Annotated in this window: 15 protein-coding genes and 1 riboswitch; of the genes, 7 read left to right on the top strand and 8 right to left on the bottom strand. The window is 72.1% G+C overall.

Annotated elements, in window-relative coordinates; all coding sequences use genetic code 11:
- Window positions 1–34 precede the first annotated feature (34 nt).
- The 4 genes from nadA to VGN18_RS06860 all read left to right on the top strand — a co-directional run bounded on the left by nadA (window position 35) and on the right by VGN18_RS06860 (window position 5,153).
- A complete protein-coding gene (gene nadA, locus VGN18_RS06875; RefSeq protein WP_327538918.1) occupies window positions 35–1,219 on the top strand; it encodes a quinolinate synthase NadA in 1,185 nt (394 codons plus the stop codon).
- Between the two features lie 24 nt (window positions 1,220–1,243).
- A complete protein-coding gene (locus VGN18_RS06870; RefSeq protein WP_327538917.1) occupies window positions 1,244–1,849 on the top strand; it encodes a DUF3043 domain-containing protein in 606 nt (201 codons plus the stop codon).
- 70 nt (window positions 1,850–1,919) lie between these two features.
- A complete protein-coding gene (locus VGN18_RS06865; RefSeq protein ID WP_349259848.1) occupies window positions 1,920–3,554 on the top strand; it encodes a long-chain fatty acid--CoA ligase in 1,635 nt (544 codons plus the stop codon).
- A 201-nt stretch (window positions 3,555–3,755) separates the two neighbouring features.
- Window positions 3,756–5,153, top strand: a complete 1,398-nt coding sequence (locus tag VGN18_RS06860; protein ID WP_327538915.1) for a class I SAM-dependent methyltransferase — start codon at window positions 3,756–3,758, stop codon at window positions 5,151–5,153.
- A gap of 120 nt (window positions 5,154–5,273) precedes the next feature.
- Here VGN18_RS06860 and VGN18_RS06855 read toward each other — a convergent pair whose 3' ends face one another.
- Window positions 5,274–5,486, bottom strand: coding sequence for a hypothetical protein (locus VGN18_RS06855; protein ID WP_327538914.1), 213 nt, complete (start codon window positions 5,484–5,486; stop codon window positions 5,274–5,276).
- A gap of 209 nt (window positions 5,487–5,695) precedes the next feature.
- Here VGN18_RS06855 and VGN18_RS06850 point away from each other — a divergent pair, with 209 nt between their 5' ends.
- The 3 genes from VGN18_RS06850 (at window position 5,696) to VGN18_RS06840 (ending at window position 9,929) form a co-directional block, all read left to right on the top strand.
- The gene (locus VGN18_RS06850) at window positions 5,696–7,939 is read left to right on the top strand and encodes a virginiamycin B lyase family protein (protein WP_327538913.1); all 2,244 of its coding nucleotides are present in this window, start codon (window positions 5,696–5,698) and stop codon (window positions 7,937–7,939) included.
- Between the two features lie 331 nt (window positions 7,940–8,270).
- Entirely contained in the window at window positions 8,271–8,804 is a 534-nt protein-coding gene (locus VGN18_RS06845) for a hypothetical protein (protein ID WP_327538912.1), read from the top strand.
- 96 nt (window positions 8,805–8,900) lie between these two features.
- On the top strand, window positions 8,901–9,929 hold the full coding sequence (locus VGN18_RS06840; RefSeq protein ID WP_327538911.1) for an alcohol dehydrogenase catalytic domain-containing protein: 1,029 nt from the start codon (window positions 8,901–8,903) through the stop codon (window positions 9,927–9,929).
- A gap of 14 nt (window positions 9,930–9,943) precedes the next feature.
- On the opposite strand, the gene VGN18_RS06835 is transcribed toward VGN18_RS06840, so the two are convergent.
- From VGN18_RS06835 to VGN18_RS06805, 7 genes are all read right to left on the bottom strand, one after another.
- Window positions 9,944–10,144 carry a hypothetical protein gene (locus VGN18_RS06835; protein ID WP_327538910.1) on the bottom strand — a complete coding sequence of 67 codons (201 nt, stop codon included), beginning with the start codon at window positions 10,142–10,144 and terminating at the stop codon, window positions 9,944–9,946.
- A 135-nt stretch (window positions 10,145–10,279) separates the two neighbouring features.
- Window positions 10,280–11,161: an ABC transporter substrate-binding protein gene (locus VGN18_RS06830; RefSeq protein WP_327538909.1), complete on the bottom strand. Its 882-nt coding sequence runs from the start codon at window positions 11,159–11,161 to the stop codon at window positions 10,280–10,282.
- A 3-nt stretch (window positions 11,162–11,164) separates the two neighbouring features.
- Window positions 11,165–11,956, bottom strand: a complete 792-nt coding sequence (locus VGN18_RS06825) for an ECF transporter S component (protein ID WP_327538908.1) — start codon at window positions 11,954–11,956, stop codon at window positions 11,165–11,167.
- Window positions 11,953–13,575, bottom strand: coding sequence for an ABC transporter ATP-binding protein (locus VGN18_RS06820; protein WP_327538907.1), 1,623 nt, complete (start codon window positions 13,573–13,575; stop codon window positions 11,953–11,955). The genes VGN18_RS06825 and VGN18_RS06820 overlap by 4 nt, the downstream gene beginning before the upstream one ends.
- A complete protein-coding gene (locus VGN18_RS06815; protein ID WP_327538906.1) occupies window positions 13,572–14,747 on the bottom strand; it encodes a CbiQ family ECF transporter T component in 1,176 nt (391 codons plus the stop codon). Before VGN18_RS06815 ends, VGN18_RS06820 begins: the two co-directional genes overlap by 4 nt.
- Window positions 14,747–15,526: a hypothetical protein gene (locus tag VGN18_RS06810; RefSeq protein ID WP_327538905.1), complete on the bottom strand. Its 780-nt coding sequence runs from the start codon at window positions 15,524–15,526 to the stop codon at window positions 14,747–14,749. The genes VGN18_RS06815 and VGN18_RS06810 overlap by 1 nt, the downstream gene beginning before the upstream one ends.
- Entirely contained in the window at window positions 15,526–17,064 is a 1,539-nt protein-coding gene (locus tag VGN18_RS06805; protein WP_327538904.1) for a hypothetical protein, read from the bottom strand. Before VGN18_RS06805 ends, VGN18_RS06810 begins: the two co-directional genes overlap by 1 nt.
- Before the next feature lie 139 nt (window positions 17,065–17,203).
- A riboswitch (cobalamin riboswitch) is annotated at window positions 17,204–17,283 on the bottom strand.
- Window positions 17,284–17,369 lie beyond the last annotated feature (86 nt).

The following is a 17,369-nucleotide window of genomic DNA, read 5'->3' as shown; positions in this document are numbered from 1 at the left end:
GCGGTCGGGCGGCGCATCGGATTACCCTCACGGCGTGACCTTCACCGAACCGGTCTCCACCCCCCTCGCCCTGCTCCTGCTGGGCCGGGGTACCGATCCCGACTCCGAGCGCGGCGTGGACTGCCCGGGCGAGTTGCCGCCGTCGTCCGACCCGGATCTCGTGGCCCGGGCCGAGGCGGCCCGCGCGGCCCTCGGCGACCGCGCCTTCGTGCTCGGCCACCACTACCAGCGCGACGAGGTCATCCGCTTCGCCGACGTCACCGGGGACTCGTTCACACTCGCCCGCGACGCGGCGGCCCGCCCCGACGCCGAGTACATCGTGTTCTGCGGCGTCCACTTCATGGCGGAATCGGCGGACATCCTGACCGGGCCCGAGCAGCAGGTGATCCTGCCCGACCTCGCCGCCGGCTGCTCGATGGCCGACATGGCCGCCTACCAGCAGGTCGTCGAGGCGTGGGACGTGCTGGCCGACGCCGGTGTCGCCGATGTCACCGTGCCGGTCACCTACATGAACTCCTCGGCTGCCATCAAGGCGTTCACCGGCGAGCACGGCGGCACCGTCTGCACGTCGTCCAACGCCGAACGGGCACTGCGCTGGGCCTTCGACCCGGTCGCCCGCGGCGGGGCCGGCGGCGAGAAGGTGCTGTTCATGCCCGATCAGCACCTCGGTCGCAATACCGCGGTGCGGCAACTGGGGCTCCGCCTCGAGGACTGCGTCGTGTTCGACCCGCACAAGCGCAACGGCGGCCTGACCGTCGAGCAGCTGCGCGACGCGAAGATGATCCTGTGGCGCGGGCACTGCTCGGTGCACGGCCGGTTCACCGCCGACAACGTGGCCGAGGTGCGGCGCCGCATCCCCGACGTCAACGTCCTGGTGCACCCGGAGTGCCGCCACGACGTCGTGCTCGCCGCCGATCACGTGGGCTCGACCGAACACATCATCAAGACGCTGGACGCGGCCGAGGCCGGCACCAGCTGGGCCGTCGGCACCGAGCTCAACCTCGTGCGCCGCCTCGCCGATCGGCATCCCGACAAGAACGTCGTCTTTCTCGAGAAGACGGTCTGCTACTGCTCGACGATGAACCGCATCGACCTGCCGCACCTCGTGCACTCGCTCGAGTCGCTGGTGCGCGGGGAGGTCGTCAATCGGATCACGGTCGAGGCGCGGATGGCCGCGAACGCCCGGCTGGCCCTCGACCGGATGCTGGCATTGCCGTAACGGCGTCCCGGTTACCCTGGGCGGGTGAAGTTATCCCGCCGTGGCGCGTCCGACGAACCCGAGACCGAGGTCGTCGAGCCGACCGAGTCGTCCGTCAACCTGGGGAAGGGACGCCCGACCCCCAAGCGCCGTGACGCCGAGGGCCGCCGCGGTCCGGTGACCGCACCGAAGACCCGCAAGGAGGCCTACGCGCGGCAGAAGCAGCTCGGCCGCGAGCAGAAGGCCACCCGCGTCGCCGCGAAGCCGCAGTCGGCCGCCGAGCAGCGGGCCGCGCTCAAGCGGGGCGACCCGTCGGCGCTGCCGCGCCGCGACCAGGGCCCGACCCGCAAGCTGGCCCGCGACTACGTCGATTCGAAGCGGATGTTCAGCAACTACCTACTGTGGCTGTTCCCGCTGTTCATCGCCAGCTACGCGGTCCCGATCCTCTCGCCGGTGACGATCCTGCTGTTCCTCGGCTTCGTCGTCGAGTGGTTCCTCGTCGGCCGGCGCATCCGGGCAATGGCGGTCGAGCGCTTCGGCAAGGCCGAGGGCAGCCCCCTGGGCATCGGCTTCTACGCCGGCAGCCGGGCCTACCTGCCGCGCCGCTGGCGCCTCCCCGGGCCGCAGGTCGAGCGCGGCGAGGACTTCTGAGGCGCAGCTCACCACGGTCGGGTAGAAAGGGCGGCTGACCCCCTCGATCGAACGATGTGGAGCAGCCGTGATCACCAGCACGATGCAGGACGACTTCCAGCTGACCGTCACCGCGATCCTGCAGCACGGCTCCCACATCTACCCCGACAGCGAGTGCGTCACGTGGACCGGCAACGGCGCCCGACGCGCCACCTACGCCGAGATCGCCCACAACGCCGAACGGCTGGCGGCGGCGCTGACCGGCCTCGGCGTCGAGACCGGTGACCGCATCGGCACGTTCTGCTGGAACAACCAGGAGCACCTCGAGGCGTACTACGCGGTGCCGTGCATGGGCGCGGTGCTGCACACGCTGAACATCCGGTTGCCCGCCGCGCAGCTCGTTCAGATCGTCGAGCACGCCGAGGACCGCATCGTCATCGTCGATTCCACGCTCATCCCGGCGATCGCCCCGGTGGCCGATCAGCTGAAGACGGTCGAGACCTACATAGTCGTCGGTGAGGGCGATGCCTCCGCGTTGGCCGCCACGGCCCAGGTGCTGCGCTACGACGAACTGCTGGCCGCGCACGAGCCGGGCTTCGACTGGCCCGAGATCGACGAGCGGGCGCCCGCGTCGATGTGTTACACGAGCGGCACCACGGGCGACCCGAAGGGTGTCGTCTACTCACACCGCTCGACCTACCTGCACGCGCTCGCCACGCTGAGCGCGTCGGTCACCGGCTTCACCGAGCGCGACAAGATCCTGACCTTCGTGCCGATGTTCCACGTCAACGCGTGGGGCATCCCGTTCGGTGCGTTCCTGTCCGGCGCGACGCTGCACCTGCCCGGCCCGCACATGACGCCCGAGCCGATCTGCACGTTCATCGCCACCGAGCGCTCGACCGCCGCCTCGGCCGTCCCGACCATCTGGGGCGGCATCCTGCAGTACGGCAACGAGCACGACATCGACCTGTCGTCGCTGCGCATCGGGACGTCGGGTGGCGCGGCCATCCCCCGCTCGCTGATGGAGGCGTTCGAGACGAAATACGGCGTGCGCATCATCCAGGGTTGGGGCATGACCGAGACCTCGCCCGTCGGCGGCATGGCGCACCCGCCGGCCGACGTCGAGGTGGGCTCGCCCGACGAGCTGGGGTGGCGGCTCAAGACCGGCCGGGTCGTGGCCGGGGTGCAGATGCGCATCACGTCCGACGAGGGCGACGAGTTGCCCTGGGACGGCGAGACCGTGGGCGAGATGGAGGTCCGCGGCCCGTGGATCACCGGCTCGTACTACCGCGCCGACGTCCCGGAGAAGTTCCATGACGGCTGGCTGCGCACCGGCGACATCGGCAGCATCGACCGCCGCGGCTTCTTCCAGATCACCGACCGCAGCAAGGACGTCATCAAGTCCGGCGGCGAGTGGATCTCCTCGGTCGAGCTCGAGAACCTGCTGGCCGGTTCCCCCGACGTCGTCGAGGCCGCGGTAATCGGCATCCCGGACGACCGCTGGACCGAGCGTCCGCTCGCCTGCGTGGTGCGCCGCGCCGGCAGCGACGTCGGCCCCGAGACGCTCGCGCAGTTCCTCGACGGCAAGGTCGCGGCGTGGCAGGTGCCGGAGAACTGGACCTTCATCGACGAGGTGCCGAAGACGACCGTCGGCAAGTTCGACAAGAAGGTCCTGCGGGCGAACTTCGCCGACGGCGATCTGAAGGTGGAGCGCACCAAGCCGTAGGCGTCAGGCCGGTGCCACGCGCGCTGTCGCCGCCGATCGCGTCCTCGGTGCGTTCGCGTCCGCTACCAGCGCGCCACCGGGAACCCACGAGTTGCTGTCGAGTCGGGTCCGGGCCGAGAAGATCGGCCGGGAGTTGACGCGGGTTCGGTATCACTTAACATCATCTCCGGGTTCGGGTTGGGCCCGCTACCTGGAGGTGTCGTGACGGCCAGCAGCAAGGAGCCCGGCGGCCCCGTGCTCGATGATTCGCCGTGGCAGCTCCTCCGTTGCCCCGTCACCGGGCGCCGGATGACGTTCCAGCGGGCCGCGGACCAACCTCTGCCCGGTGACGGCTTCGGCGTGTTGCGCGGCGGGGCAAGCCCGTACCCGGTGGTCGACGGTGTTCCCATCCTGCTGCGCGGCCGCGTCACGGTGCGAAACCACGTCACCGGCGACGAGGAAGCCGGCGGCCCCGACACCGCCGCCCTGGTCGCGCTCATCGAGACAGGGCACAGCCTCGACGCGCTGCTCGCCCTGCTCACGGTCACGCCGTCCCCGCAGTGGCGTGGCAGTCACATTCCCGGGTCGGGTCGCCTCCTCAGCCAGCCCCGCATCGGCGCCCTCGCTCGCTGGATTCGCCGACAGCGATTGCGGGCCCACCTGGGCCACGGGCGGCGCGCGGGGACCCTGGCCTGGTGGTCGGAGCTGTTCCACACCCGCAGCCAGGGCATCGACGGCGAACTCGTCCACTACTTCCGCCACCGCACGACGCAACCGCGTTACCTCGCCGCCCACGCCGCTGCCCGCCCGGTGCTGGCCAGCACCGGGGTCGTCCTCGACCTCGCCTGCGGCTACGGGCACCTCAGCCGCGACATCGCCGCAGGCCCCCCCACCGCCGTCGTCGGCGTGGACCGCACCTTCTTCCAACTGTGGCTGGCCACCCACTTCGTGGCCCCCGGCGCCCGGTTCGTCTGCGCCGACGCCTCTACCGCCCTCCCGCTGGCCGACGGCTCCATCGCCGCGGTGATCTGCTCCGACGCCTTCCACCTGCTGCCCAACGCCGAGACCATCCTGAGCGAGCTGCTCCGGGTGTGCCCGGACGGGCCCGTCGTCCTGACCCGGGTCGGCAACCTCGACCACGAGCCCCACGAAGGGCTCGAACGCAGCGCCGGCGGCTGGGCCGCCCTCATCAGCGACCACCACCACCTGATCACCGACGAGGACCGCCTCGTCCGCCACTACCTCGATCGCACCACCGTGACCGCCTCCACGGCGCAGGAGTGCGCCGAGGCCAAGTGGCTGACCCTGCTGCTCAGCGGCAACCCCGACACCGACCTCGCGCCCGAGGCCCCCGACGGCTGGCCCCACGACCAGGGGCACCTCCACATCAACCCCCTGTACACCCAACACCCCCGGGCAGACGGCGGCCTCGACCTCGAGCTGACCATGCCCTCGTCCTGGTACGAGTTCGAGAACAACGCCCTGCGCGGCTACCACCCCGCTGCCGCGACCGTCAGCGCCGCTGCGGTCCGAGCCCTGAGCAGCGGCACACGGACACCCGAGATCGACCGACTGATCACCGACTTCGTCGTGATCGGTCGCGCACCCATCCCGTCCTGACGTCGCCGCTGCCCACCGGCAGTGGTGGTTCCGGCTCGATCGAAGACCGTAGGGCTACGGAGCGAGCTCAGGTGTGCGCGCGGAGCCGCGGCGGGACTGCTCGCCGACCACCGATGTCGCTCAACCGCGACGCGCGATCACGTAAACCGGCCCGAAGATCACGAACAGGAGCAGACAGGCCACGGCCCAGGCCTCGGGAGTTGCGATCGTGATGGAGCCGAGGCGGACGACGACGGGAGTGCCTCGTCGTGCCCACCGCCGCGCGTCGGCGAGGACCCAAAGGGCGAAGCACACGACTACGCCCACGACGACCAGTGGCGCGAGTACGGGCACGTCGAACAGGCTAGGTGACGCCCATCGGCGACGGTCACATTCGCGCACAGAGCCGGCCTGCGCTCAGCCACGGCGATCGATGGATCTTGCTGGGCCACCTGGACGGACGACGTTGGGCCCCCTCTCCGGGAGGCTTCGGACTCGGGCTTCTCGCTCGTTGTCGGGAGCACGCTAGCGGTGTGCGTCGGGTACGAGCCCGGGAGGTCATCATGCGAACCCGTGATTTCCGGCAGACCGGCATCAGGCCGTCGGCGGTCCTGGCGGCGGTAGCCGCCCTGATGGTCGGGTTGGCCCTCCCGGTGGCCGCTGCCCCGCCGCCGGCCGCGGGCGGGACCACTGCCTACTTCAACATCGGCGGGCCGGGCGGGATCGTCACCGGGCCGGACGGGAACCTCTGGTTCACGAACGGGAGCAACGACACCATCGGCAAGATCACGCCCGCCGGCGTGGTGAGCCTGTACAGCAGCCCGGGAAACATCAGGCAGCCGAGCGCGATCATCGCCGGGCCGGACGGGAACCTCTGGTTCACCAACAACGGCTGGGGCGGCGGGAACATGATCGGGCGGATCACGCCGAGCGGCGCGATCAACTCGTACAGCAGCGCCGGGATCCGGGCGCTGCGGGACATCACTGTCGGGCCGGACGGCGCGATGTGGTTCACGAGTCACGGCGCTCCTGCAATCGGCCGGATCACGACCGACGGCACCATCACCTACTACACGAATCCGGGTATGCAGGGGCCCGAAGGGATCACCGCCGGCTCGGACGGGGGCCTGTGGTTCACCGACGACAGCGGCAACATCGGTCGGATCGATCCCACCACCCACGAGATCACCTTCCGTTACCTCGCGGGCTCCGGGATCGTCCGGCCGAGCAGCATCGTGAGTGGGCCGGACGGACAGCTCTGGTTCACCGACCAGGGCACCCAGGACAGTTCGGGGAACCAGATCGACGGCTCCATCGGGTACATGTCCACGACGTCGGGCACGTACGGGTACTACACCGACCCGAGCCTGTTCAACCCGGTGGGGATCACCGTGGGCCCGGACGGAAGGCTCTGGTTCACCAACCAGAGCACGTCCACCGATTGCCCACCGTGCGGCACCACCCCGACGATCGGGCAGATCACCACCGCCGGCGTGATCTCGCACTTCACCGACCCCGACAAGCTGGACCAGCCGTACGGAATCACCACCGGTCCGGACGGTGCGCTGTGGTTCACCAACTCCGGAGGCGGCGGTCTCGGCGATTCGATCGGCCGGATCACCACCGGGGGTGCGGTCTCGGTGTACAAGGGCAACGGCATGTACGCACCGCAGGGGATCGTCAGCGGACCGGATGGTGCGCTCTGGTTCGCCAACAGCGGGGGCGGGACGGGCATCCCGAGCTTCAGCTCCATCGGCCGGATCGCGACCAACGGCGCCGTCACCTACTTCAGCGACCCCGCGAACATCGCACAGGCGAACATCGCGCAGCCGTTCGCCATCGTCGCCGGACCGGACGGGAACCTCTGGTTCACCAACAACGGCTGGGGCGGCGGCGACATGATCGGGCGCATCACCCCGAGCGGCGAGATCACCTCGTACCGCACCTCCGGGAACGCCGCCCTGGGCATCACGAACGGTCCGGACGGAGCCATCTGGTTCACCAGCCCCGGCGGCCGCGCGGGGGGCCCGGCCGTCGGCCGGATCACGACCGGCGGGACGATCACCAGCTTCGGCGACGCCCGACTGACCGAGCCGAACGGGATCACGGCCGGGCCGGACCGAGCTCTCTGGTTCGTCGACGGCAACCGGATCGGCCGGGTCACCACCGCCGGTGCGTTCTCCTTCTACTCCGACCCTCGGATCCAGAATCCCCATGGCATTGTGACCGGCCCTGACGGAGCCCTCTGGTTCACCAATGTCGGTTCCTACGACGACCTGGGCAACCCGATCGGAAGCTCGATCGGCCGCATCACCACGAACGGCAAAGTGAAGTTCTACTCCGACCCCTCGGTCGTCTCGCCCTACGGGATCACCGCCGGACCGGACGGCGCGCTCTGGTTCACCAACAACGCAACCGACAACATCGGCCGGATCACCACGGCCGGCAAGGTGAGCAGCTATGCGGCGGTCAACCCGACGCCGCAGTCGGAGATCACGACGGGCCCCGACGGCGCATTGTGGTTCACCGAGATGAACAACGTGATCGGCCGGATGGACACGGCGGTCACACCTGAGGTCACCGGCTTCACACCCGTGACGGGAGCCGTCGGCACCAAGGTGACGATCACCGGCGTCAACCTCGGCCACGCGAGCCGGGTGGCCTTCCGCGGCACGACCGCCGCCATAGTCTCCAACACCTCGACCAAGATCGTGGTCCGGGTCCCCGTCGGAGCCGGCACGGGTCCGATCACCGTCACGACCTCGATCGGGACGGCGACCAGCCCAGCAACCTTCGTCGTAACCTGACCCCGTCATTCGGCCGGCCGAGCCAGATCCTTGGCTCGCCGCCGGTCGCCTCATCAGGCTGACGGCCTTGCGCGTCAGCGCCTGTGTCTCATTCGCGTCACGCCTGCAACTTCGCAGCGTGGTTCCGGCGTCTCACAGGTGTGATGACCCTGAACGCATCCGGGCGCCGAGGGCGATGCCGCGGTCGGCATCCACCTCCGAGAGGGACCGGTGACGGCTCCCGCGACGATGCTGTTGCGGCGGCGAGTCGGTGATGGCCACGTCGTCGGCTTTCACGTCCGCGTCCCACGGCGCCGGCATGGCGCGAGCCCTCCGATCCCGAATCGGGGCGATGCCAGAATTGGCTGCACCGGTCGACGAGGGGCACACCTCCTACGACGAGCGCGGATGGCTGACCGTTCCGCCGAGCCGGGCGCGGCGGGCCGTCCTGGCTGCCGCCATGACGGCGTGGCTGACCTACTGCGCCGTCCTGGTGCGTACCGGCTCACCGGAGACGATCGCGTTCGCCGTGCTGGCCGCCGGTGCCCTGCTCGCAGCCTGCGCAACCGCGACCCGGCGCTCGCTCGCCGGCCGAGCGGGGGTGCACGTCGATCGCGACGGGATATCGTGCGGCCGGCAACGGATCAGGTGGTGCGACGTCGGCGCCGTGACCACTCGCTCGCGCGCTCGCATCCAGGTCGTGTACGTCGGTCGCACGGCTGAGGCGGAACGCGCCTACCTCGCCCGGCTCAGCCCGCTCCGCCGTGTCATCGAACCCGCCGACCGTCAGGTCTTCCAGGCAATGACGATCTACGTGCCGCCCCGCGCGAGGCTCGACGCCGAGACCTTTGCGCAGTGGCTCACGCGGTTGCGTGACCAGCGCTGACCAACGGCTCGCGTCCGGGCCGACTGCGCGGCCATCGGCAAGCGCGTCATGGCCAGGGGATCGTGGCCCGGGGCATCGGTGTCCTAGGCTCCGTCGGTGCGAGCGGTGCGGTACGACCAGTTCGGGGCGACGCCGACAGTCGTCGACATCGAGGATCCGGTGTGCCCGCCCGACGGTGTCGTGATCCGGGTCGAGGCGACAGGTCTGTGCCGCAGCGATTGGCACGGATGGATGGGTCACGACCCGGACGTCGTCGTACCGAATGTCCCTGGCCACGAGTTCGCCGGCGTCATCGCCGAGGTCGGACGCGACGTCTCGACGTGGCAGGTCTCGGACCGGGTCACCTCGCCTTTCGTCTGCGCGTGCGGCAGGTGTCCCACCTGCCTTCGGGGTGACCTTCAGGTGTGCGAGCGCCAGCAGCAGCCCGGCTTCACCTACTGGGGCTCGTTCGCCGAGTTCGTCGCTGTGCCGGTGGCGGACCTGAACCTGGTGGCGCTGCCCGAGGCGATCGGATCGGCGTCGGCCGCTGCTCTCGGGTGCCGATTCGCGACGGCCTACCGGGCGGTCACGGCACATGCGCGGCCGGCACCGGGCGACTGGGTGGCGATCCACGGGTGCGGCGGGGTGGGGTTGGCGGCGGTCATGATCGCGGTGGCCGAGGGTGCCCGGGTGATCGCGGTGGACCCCGTGCCCGAGGCACGGGACCGTGCCCTGCGTCTCGGCGCGGAGCACGCGACCGCGGATCCGAGGGAGATCATCGGGTTGACCGGCGGCGGCGCTCGCATCTCGATCGATGCCATCGGCGGAGCCTCTTCGCTGCTCGCGTCGGTGGAATGCCTGCGACGCCGGGGGCGGCACGTCCAGGTCGGGCTCCTCGGCGGTGACACCGTCGTTGCCGCGCAGGTCGTGACCCTCGCCGTGGCGCGCGAACTGGAGATCCTGGGCAGCCACGGCATGTCGGCCCGGGACTACCCGGCGATGCTCGCCCGGATAGTCAGCGGCGAGTTGGATCCGGGTCGGCTGGTGACCCGCCGCATCGGTCTGCGCCAGGGCGCGGTGGCGTTGAGCGCGTTGGGGGAAGCCACCGTCGACGGGGTGACGGTGATCGAACCGGGCCGGGCCTGAACCGGTTCGTGGGCTCAGCCCTCGGCGAGCGACATGGGGCCGTACACCTTGCGCTCGTCCTCGTAGAGGGTCGCCTGGGCCACACCGGCCTCGGAGAGCTCGTGCCAGACCTCGCCCAGCCAACTCTCGGCGTCGGACTGGTTGGGGTGCGTCGGAGACGGCGGGTCGGGCAACTGGCTACCGTCGGCCTCTTCCAACCGCCACATCCAGCTCATGTACGACTCCACTCGTCCTTCGTGTCGATCCGAGGCCGACTCCCGGTCCCGCAGTGTCAATCGACAGTAGCGGCCGGGGCGTTACGTTCGTGATGGGTGGGATGCGCGCCCTGTCCACCGGTCTGTGACAGGCAGTCACCGGACCCGCCGGACAGCGTTCGGCGCCGGCTCGACGAGATCCGGATGAAGCACCGCCGCGAGCGCTTCGACACCCCCGACGACGCGCGGTCCGGGGCGCACGATCAGCCCGTCGCCGTCGATGGCCCAGACCGGCACGTCCGGAAGGTGCCGGGTCACGACCTCGGCCTGTTCGGCCGCGCCGTCGAGGTGGTAGCCGCACGGCGACACGACGACGACGTCGGGCCGGGCCGAAGCGAGGGCCTCCCAGGTCGTCGGTACCGAGCGCTCCCCCGGGGTCGCCGCGACCGGCTCGCCGCCGGCCGCCCGGACGAGATCGGGGATCCAGTGCCCGGCGGTGAACGGCGGGTCGACCCACTCGACGACGGCCGCCCGCGGGCGGGGTCGACCCGCGACCCGGCGGGCAACGATGTCCAGGCGGGCGCGCAGGCCGGCAACCACGGCGGCACCACGATCCGGCACCCCGGCGGCGGTGGCCACGGTCGCGATCGTGGCGAGCACGTCGTCGAGGGAGTACGGATCCAGGGCGACGACCTCGGCCCGGCAGCCGAGGAAATCGAGCGCCTCGGTCACGGTGGCCGAGGGCAGCGCGCAGACCCAGCACAGATCCTGGGTGAGGACGAGATCGGGGTCGAGACCGGCCAGCGCGTCGCGGTGCAGGTGGTAGAGGTCGGCGCCGGCCGCGGCCTGCGCGCGCACGTAGGCGTCGATCATCCCCGGCGTCATGTCGCTGGTGTCGCGACCGCCGACCACGACCCGGTTGTCGGTGCGGGCCCGGGCCGGCTCGTCGCACTCGAAGGTGACGCCGACGAGGTCGTCGCCGAGGCCGAGGGCGTAGACGATCTCGGTGGCCGAGGGCAGCAGCGAGACGATGCGCATCGGTCAGGCCGCCGGCCGGAACGCGACCGGCGCCTCGAACGACGCGCGCCGCGCCGCCCGGCGGAACGTCATGAGAACGGCCGGGCCGACGAGCAGGATCAGGACGAAGTTGGTGACGGCCCGTCCGGTGTCCCAGCCGAGCGAGGTGGCGACGTCGAAGAGCAGGTAGCGGTGCCACTGCTCCGCGAACGGCGCCCCGGGCAGGTAACCGATCGAGCTGCCCGGGTCGGCGAAGAACGGCCAGAACGACAGGTTGAGCAGGAACCCGAACACGTAGCCCGCGGCCGCGCCGTACACCGCGAGCAGCAGCACCTCGGCCCGCCCCGTCGCCCGCGGCAGCAGCCCGGCGCCGAGTCCGACCGCGGCACACCCGAACATCTGGTACGGCGTCGAGGGCCCCATCGCCCCGGTGATCACCGACGATGCGAACAGCGATGTGCAGCCGAGGGTGAAGCCGAAGCCCGGGCCGAACACCCGACCGGCCAGGACGAGCACGAAGAACACGGTCTCGATGCCGGCCGTGCCGGCGCCGAGCGGGCGCAGGGCCGCGTTGACCGCGGACAGCACCCCGAGCATCGCGACCGCCTTCGAGTCGATCCCGCCGTCGGCGATCTCGGCGAACACGACGGCGAGCACGAGCAGGAGCAGGACGCCGAAGAGCACGGGTGGTGCGAAGGTGCTGCCGAGCCGGCCCGGCACGACGACGAACGGCCACAGGAACGCGACCAGCCCGACGATGCCGGCCAGCGAGATGGCCAGGCCCGTGCGCGGCCGCACCCGGATGGCGACGCTCATCGGGCCTCCCCCAGCGCGGCGGCCACCTGGGCGACGGTCAGGTAGGGCAACGGCGCGAGGATCTTCGCCACCTGCGGGGCGAAGGCGGGGGACGCGACGATGACATCGGCGGTCGGACCGTCGGCGACGACCTCGCCCTCGGCCAGCACGATCACGCGGTCGGCCGCGGCGGCGACGAACTCGACATCATGGGTCGAGACGACCACCGAGCGACCCTCGGCGACCAGCCCGTCGACGATGCGGCGCAGCGCCTCCTTGGCCGGGTAGTCGAGGCCGCGGGTGGGCTCGTCGAGCAGCACGACACCGGGCGCCGCCCGCAGCTGGACGGCCAGCACGAGCGCCAGTCGCTGGCCCTCGGAGAGATCCCGCGGGTGCAGGTCGTCGGGGATGCCGGGCACGAGCCGGTCGAGCAGGTCGCGGGCCGAGCGCGGGCCCGGCCCGGACTCGGCGTCGGCCTGGGCCAGCTCGGCCGCGACGCTCGGCAGGTACAGCAGGTCGGCCGGGGTCTGCGGCACCAGCCCGACCAGCCGGCGTCCCTCGGCCCGGCCCTCGTCGCGCGGGTCGGCGCGATCGGGCCCGACGGCCACCGTGCCGCCGGCGCGCGGCCCGGAACCCTGGAGCGCCCACAGCAGCGACGACTTGCCCGACCCGTTGCGTCCCATCAGGGCGACGACCTCGCAGGCGTGCAGATCGAGCGAGACCTCCCGGACGGCGACGACCGGACCGTAGGCGACCGAGATGCCCTTGGCCCGGAGCAGCGGCGCCGCGGCCCCGGGACCGGACGGTCGCAGGGTCGGCACGGCCCGGGCCGAGATGACCTCGCGCAGCCGGCCGGCGCGGCGGCGGGCGTCGCGCACCGACAGCGGCAGCGGCGCCCAGCCGGCGAGGCGGCCGAGCTCGACGACGGGCGGGGCGACGGAGCTGGTCGCGAACATCGTGTCGGGCGGCCCGTCGGTCACCGTCCCGTCGCCGGGCAGGTGCACGACCCGGTCGGCGTACTGGACGACGCGCTCGAGGCGGTGCTCGGCCAGCACGACGGTGACGCCGAGGTCGTGGACGAGCCGGGTGATCGCGGCCAGCACCTCCTCGGCGGCGGTGGGATCGAGGGCCGAGGTCGGTTCGTCCAGGACCAGGACCCGCGGGTGCGCGGTGAGCACGGCGCCGATGGCCACCCGCTGCTGCTGCCCGCCGGACAGCTCGTGCAGCGCCTTGTGCCGCAGCTCGGCCAGGCCGAGCAGGTCGAGCGTCTCCTCGACGCGCTTGCGCATCACGGTGGGCGGCACGGCGAGCTGCTCCATGCCGTAGGCGAGCTCCTCCTCGACCGTGTCGGTGACGAAGCCGGCGAGCGGATCCTGCCCGACCACCCCGACCAGGTCGGCCAGCTCGCGCGGCGGGTGGGCGGCGGTCGAGCGGCCGTCGATGCGGACAGCGCCGACGAGCGTGCCGCCGGTGAAGTGCGGCACCAGCCCGTTGATCGCGCCGAGCAGGGTCGACTTGCCCGTTCCGGTGCGGCCGACGACGAGGCAGAGCTCGCCCTCGTCGACGCGCAGGTTCACGTCGCGCAGCACGGGGCCGGTGGCGTCGGGGTAGGTGATCGTGACCCGGTCGAACTCGATCACGCCGGCACCTGCTCGCGGACGGGCGCGCGGGCGGGCGTGACTCGCGATGCGGCGGGCGCGACCGGGGGCGGCGCCACCACGCCGGCCAGCGCGGCCAGCAGGATCGCGACGACCGGGACGAGCGGGAGCGTCGGCCAGGCGAGAGGCTGGAAGGTGGGGCTGAGCCCCGGGTCGGACGACGCGAACAGCAGGGCCGCGCCGAGCACGCCGCCACCGGCGACGACCCACTCCGGGGCGCGCCACGGATCGGGCCGGTAGGTGGTGCGGGTGATGCGGCGCCCGCCGAGCGCCAGGCCGGCGGTGCTGAGCAGGCCGCCGACGAGGACGGCGGGCAGGCCGAGGTAGTGCGGGGTGGTCGGGTCGAGCAGGCCGTAGACGCCGGCGCACAGCCCGAGCAGGCCGGTGATCAGCAGCGCGCCGGTGACCCGCCGGCTCGTGCGGGTGGCGGTACCGGTGCGGCCGTAGCCGCGACTGTCCATCGCCGCGGCCAGGCGCAGCGAGCGTTCGAGGGCGTCCTCGAGCACCGGGATCGCGATGCCCCGCAGCGCGCGTAAGCCCTTGCCCTGACCGGCGCGCAGGCGCCGGGCGCGACGCACCCGCTGCACGCTCTCGATCAGCTGCGGCGCGACGGTGACCGCGACGACGACGGCCACGCCGAGCTCGTAGAGCGCGCCCGGCAGCACCCGCAGCGCCCGCTTGGGGTTGGCGAGCGCGTTGGCCGCGCCGATGCAGCACAGCATCGTGCCCAGCCGCAGCCCGTCGGTGGCCGAGGCGAGGAGCGCCTCCAGCGACACCGGCCCGCCGAGGTGCACGCCGGCGTACCAGTGCGGCGTCGGAACGGTGGGCAGCGTGAACAGCACGTGATCGGTGGGGGCCGCGCCACTGGCGAAGACGGTGCGGAAGACGACCCGGATCGCGATCACGATCACCGCCATCCAGAGGTAGTACTTGAACGCGCGGGCCCAGGGTGCCTCGGTGCGCCGGCTGGCGATGACGAAGCCGAGCACCGCCAGCACGAGGACGAGCAACAGCGGGTTGGTGGTGCGGCTGACCGCCGTCGCCAGACCGATCGCCCAGACCCACCAGGCGACCGGGTGCAGCGCACGGGGTAGCCGGCTCGGACCGCGCGGCATCACCCGCCGCCCGACCGGTGCCGCTGCCGCTGTGCGCATCACCCTCGCCGTCGTCTCCAGGCCGCCCATCCTCCGCCTGCGGCGATGATCCCGACGAGCCCGGCCCCGGCGAGGGCCGGGGCGGCCGATCCGCTGGCGTTCGCAGCGACGGCCCGCGTCGAGGTCGACGCCGGTGCCGGGGTCGTCGACCTCGACGCGACCGGCGTCGTGGTGGCGGGCGTCGTGGTGGCCGGTACCGGTGGGCTCGATCGGCGCACCGTCGAACTCGACGGGCGGCCGCTGCTGCGACGGGCCACGGTAGAGGGCGACGACGGGGCGACCAGCCGTGGTGCCGTCGTCCGGACCACAGAAGGGGTCGTGGTCCGTCGCACGGGCGGCGGCGACTGGGGGTCGAGGTGGCCGCAGAGCGCGGCGTAGAGCCCGGCCGGGTTGCGCGGCGGCGGCGCCGAGCCGTTGCCGAACACCCAGCCCTCGACGGATCCGGCGGGTGGGGTCCAGGCGTTCGCCCCGTCGGCCGAGTACGACCAGCGGCCCGAGGTGTCGTGCCAGTAGGACCAGTAGTGCCGCGAGTCGGTGAAGGGCGGGCTCGGGTAGTTGTCGATCTGCCAGATGATGTGGTCCGACGGCCGGTAGCCGACCTCGACCACGGCGTTGAGCACGGAGTCACCCGAGCCGCCCGCGCGCACGCAGTAGGTGCCGTGGCCGGCGATGACGAGCGCGACGTAGTGCGGGGTCGCCGCGAGCGCCGGCGCGCCGGGGAGGAGCGTCGCCGCTCCCACCCCGAACGCGACCGACAGCGTCGCCGCGAGGCGCCGCATCAGTGGCTGCGCCGCCGTCCGAGCACGAGCAGGCCGGCACCGAGCGCGACGGCCAGCGCGCCGAGGACGCCGAGTTCGACGGTCGTGCGGCCGTCGCGGCCCGAGTTGGCCAGGACGCCGGTGCTCGACGTCGTCGTGCCGGCCGGGGTCGACGACGGTGCGACGGGCGAGCCCGTGGCGACCGCGGCAACGACGGTCAGGGGCCGCGAGACCGAGAGCCCGGACGTGAGACCCGTCAGCGTGAGGGTGTGCGCGCCCGCCGGGATCGTGGCCGGCACCGTCCAGGCGATGGTGGCGACGCCGAGGGCGTTGGCCTTGGCTGTGCCGACGGTGACCGGCGTCGAGTGGATGACGGCGCGCACCGCCTCACCGGCGAGGAAGCCGGCCGCGGTCGCGGTCTGCCGCTGGCCCGCCTCGACGGTGCCGGCCGACAGCCGCGCGGTCGGGGCGAACACGGCCACGCCGTCGCCGGCCCCGGTGGCCGTCACGGTGGCGAGGCCGCCGTTGTCGACGAGCCCGGTCACCGCCTGCGCGGTGGCCAGCACCGACGGTGAGGCACCCTTGGCCGCGGTCGTCGCGGTGACCGTGCCGTTGTACTTGATCGCGCCCGCGCCGGCCGACCCGGCGCGAACCTGCTGCGACCGCAGCCAGGCCCGCTCGGTGCTCACGTCGGCGTGGCCGCCCTGCAGGGCGGCAGTGGCGAGGCCGGTCGAGTTGGCGTTGGCGATGCCCTGCGATTCCCAGTAGCCGCCGGCCTTGCGCTGCGCCTGCAGCCACGCGACGGCCTTCTGCACCTCGGTGGTGTGCCCGCCGAGAGCGGTCAGGGCCATCAGCCCGTACGACGTCGAGTCGAGGTCGGCCGCGCCGGAGCCGCAGGCGCTCGCCCCGCCGCTGAAGCCACCGTTCGCGCACTGCAGCGACAGGAAGTACGAGGTGGCGGCGGCCGAGGGGGTGTACGCGCCGCCGGCCCGGGCCTCGGCGAGGATCACGAACGACTCGTTGATGCTGGTGTCGAACAGGTTGGCGCCCTGGCCCGCGACGACGCCGGTGCCGCACGAACTCACGCACTCGTCCGACCTGAGCTTCGCCAGCAGGTTCCGGCCGCCGAACGACGTCGGGTTCGCGCCGGCGACCCTGGCGGCGAGCGCCATCTTGCCGATCGACCCGTCGGCCGGCCCGAACTGCTGGGCGCCGGTGATGTCGGCGTAATCGTTCGCGTGCGCGGCGAGGTAGGAGACCGCCGTGGCGATCCTGGTGCGGCCGGTCTTCGCGGCGGCGAGGGCGAACACGACGTCGGCGTTCTCGCCGTAGTTGGCGTAGTAGCTGCTGCCGTAGGGAGCGAAGTCGAAGTGGTTGCCGTCCGGGGCGGGCAGGTGCGAGCCGTTCACGAACTGGGTGGTGAGCCAGCCCGCGGCGGCCTGGGCCGGGCTCGAGGTGACGGTGTAGGTCGGCGTCGCCGCGATGGCGGCCGGGGCGGTGGCGAGCAGGGTGACGGCGGCGATACCCGCGCCGGCCGTGATGATGCGGTGCGTCTGCATAATGTCCTCGGTGTCGGGCGATCTCGAACCGAGGTGTCACGATGGCCGCGGCCGCACCGGCGATCCCGGCCCGTTCGCAACCGTCGGAACTCCGGAGCCGTAGACCACGACGGCGAATGGTGGAGCCGGTTCCAGGCCAGGTGTTCCGACTCGTCGGCCACCGCGATGTGGTGGACGACCTACGGCTGCGGGTCAGCGCCGGACTTGGACCGGCTTCCCCTGGGGCTGGATCAGGTGCGGGGCAATGTGACCACAGCGCGTGCGGGCCGGTCAACGCAAGGCGGCCCGGCGAGCGGCAGGTCACG

Origin of the sequence: Jatrophihabitans sp. (assembly GCF_036000465.1) — a bacterium.
Classification (GTDB): domain Bacteria; phylum Actinomycetota; class Actinomycetes; order Mycobacteriales; family Jatrophihabitantaceae; genus Jatrophihabitans.
Note: the sequence above shows the minus strand (reverse complement) of the source record. Positions and strands in the feature narration are given on the sequence as shown.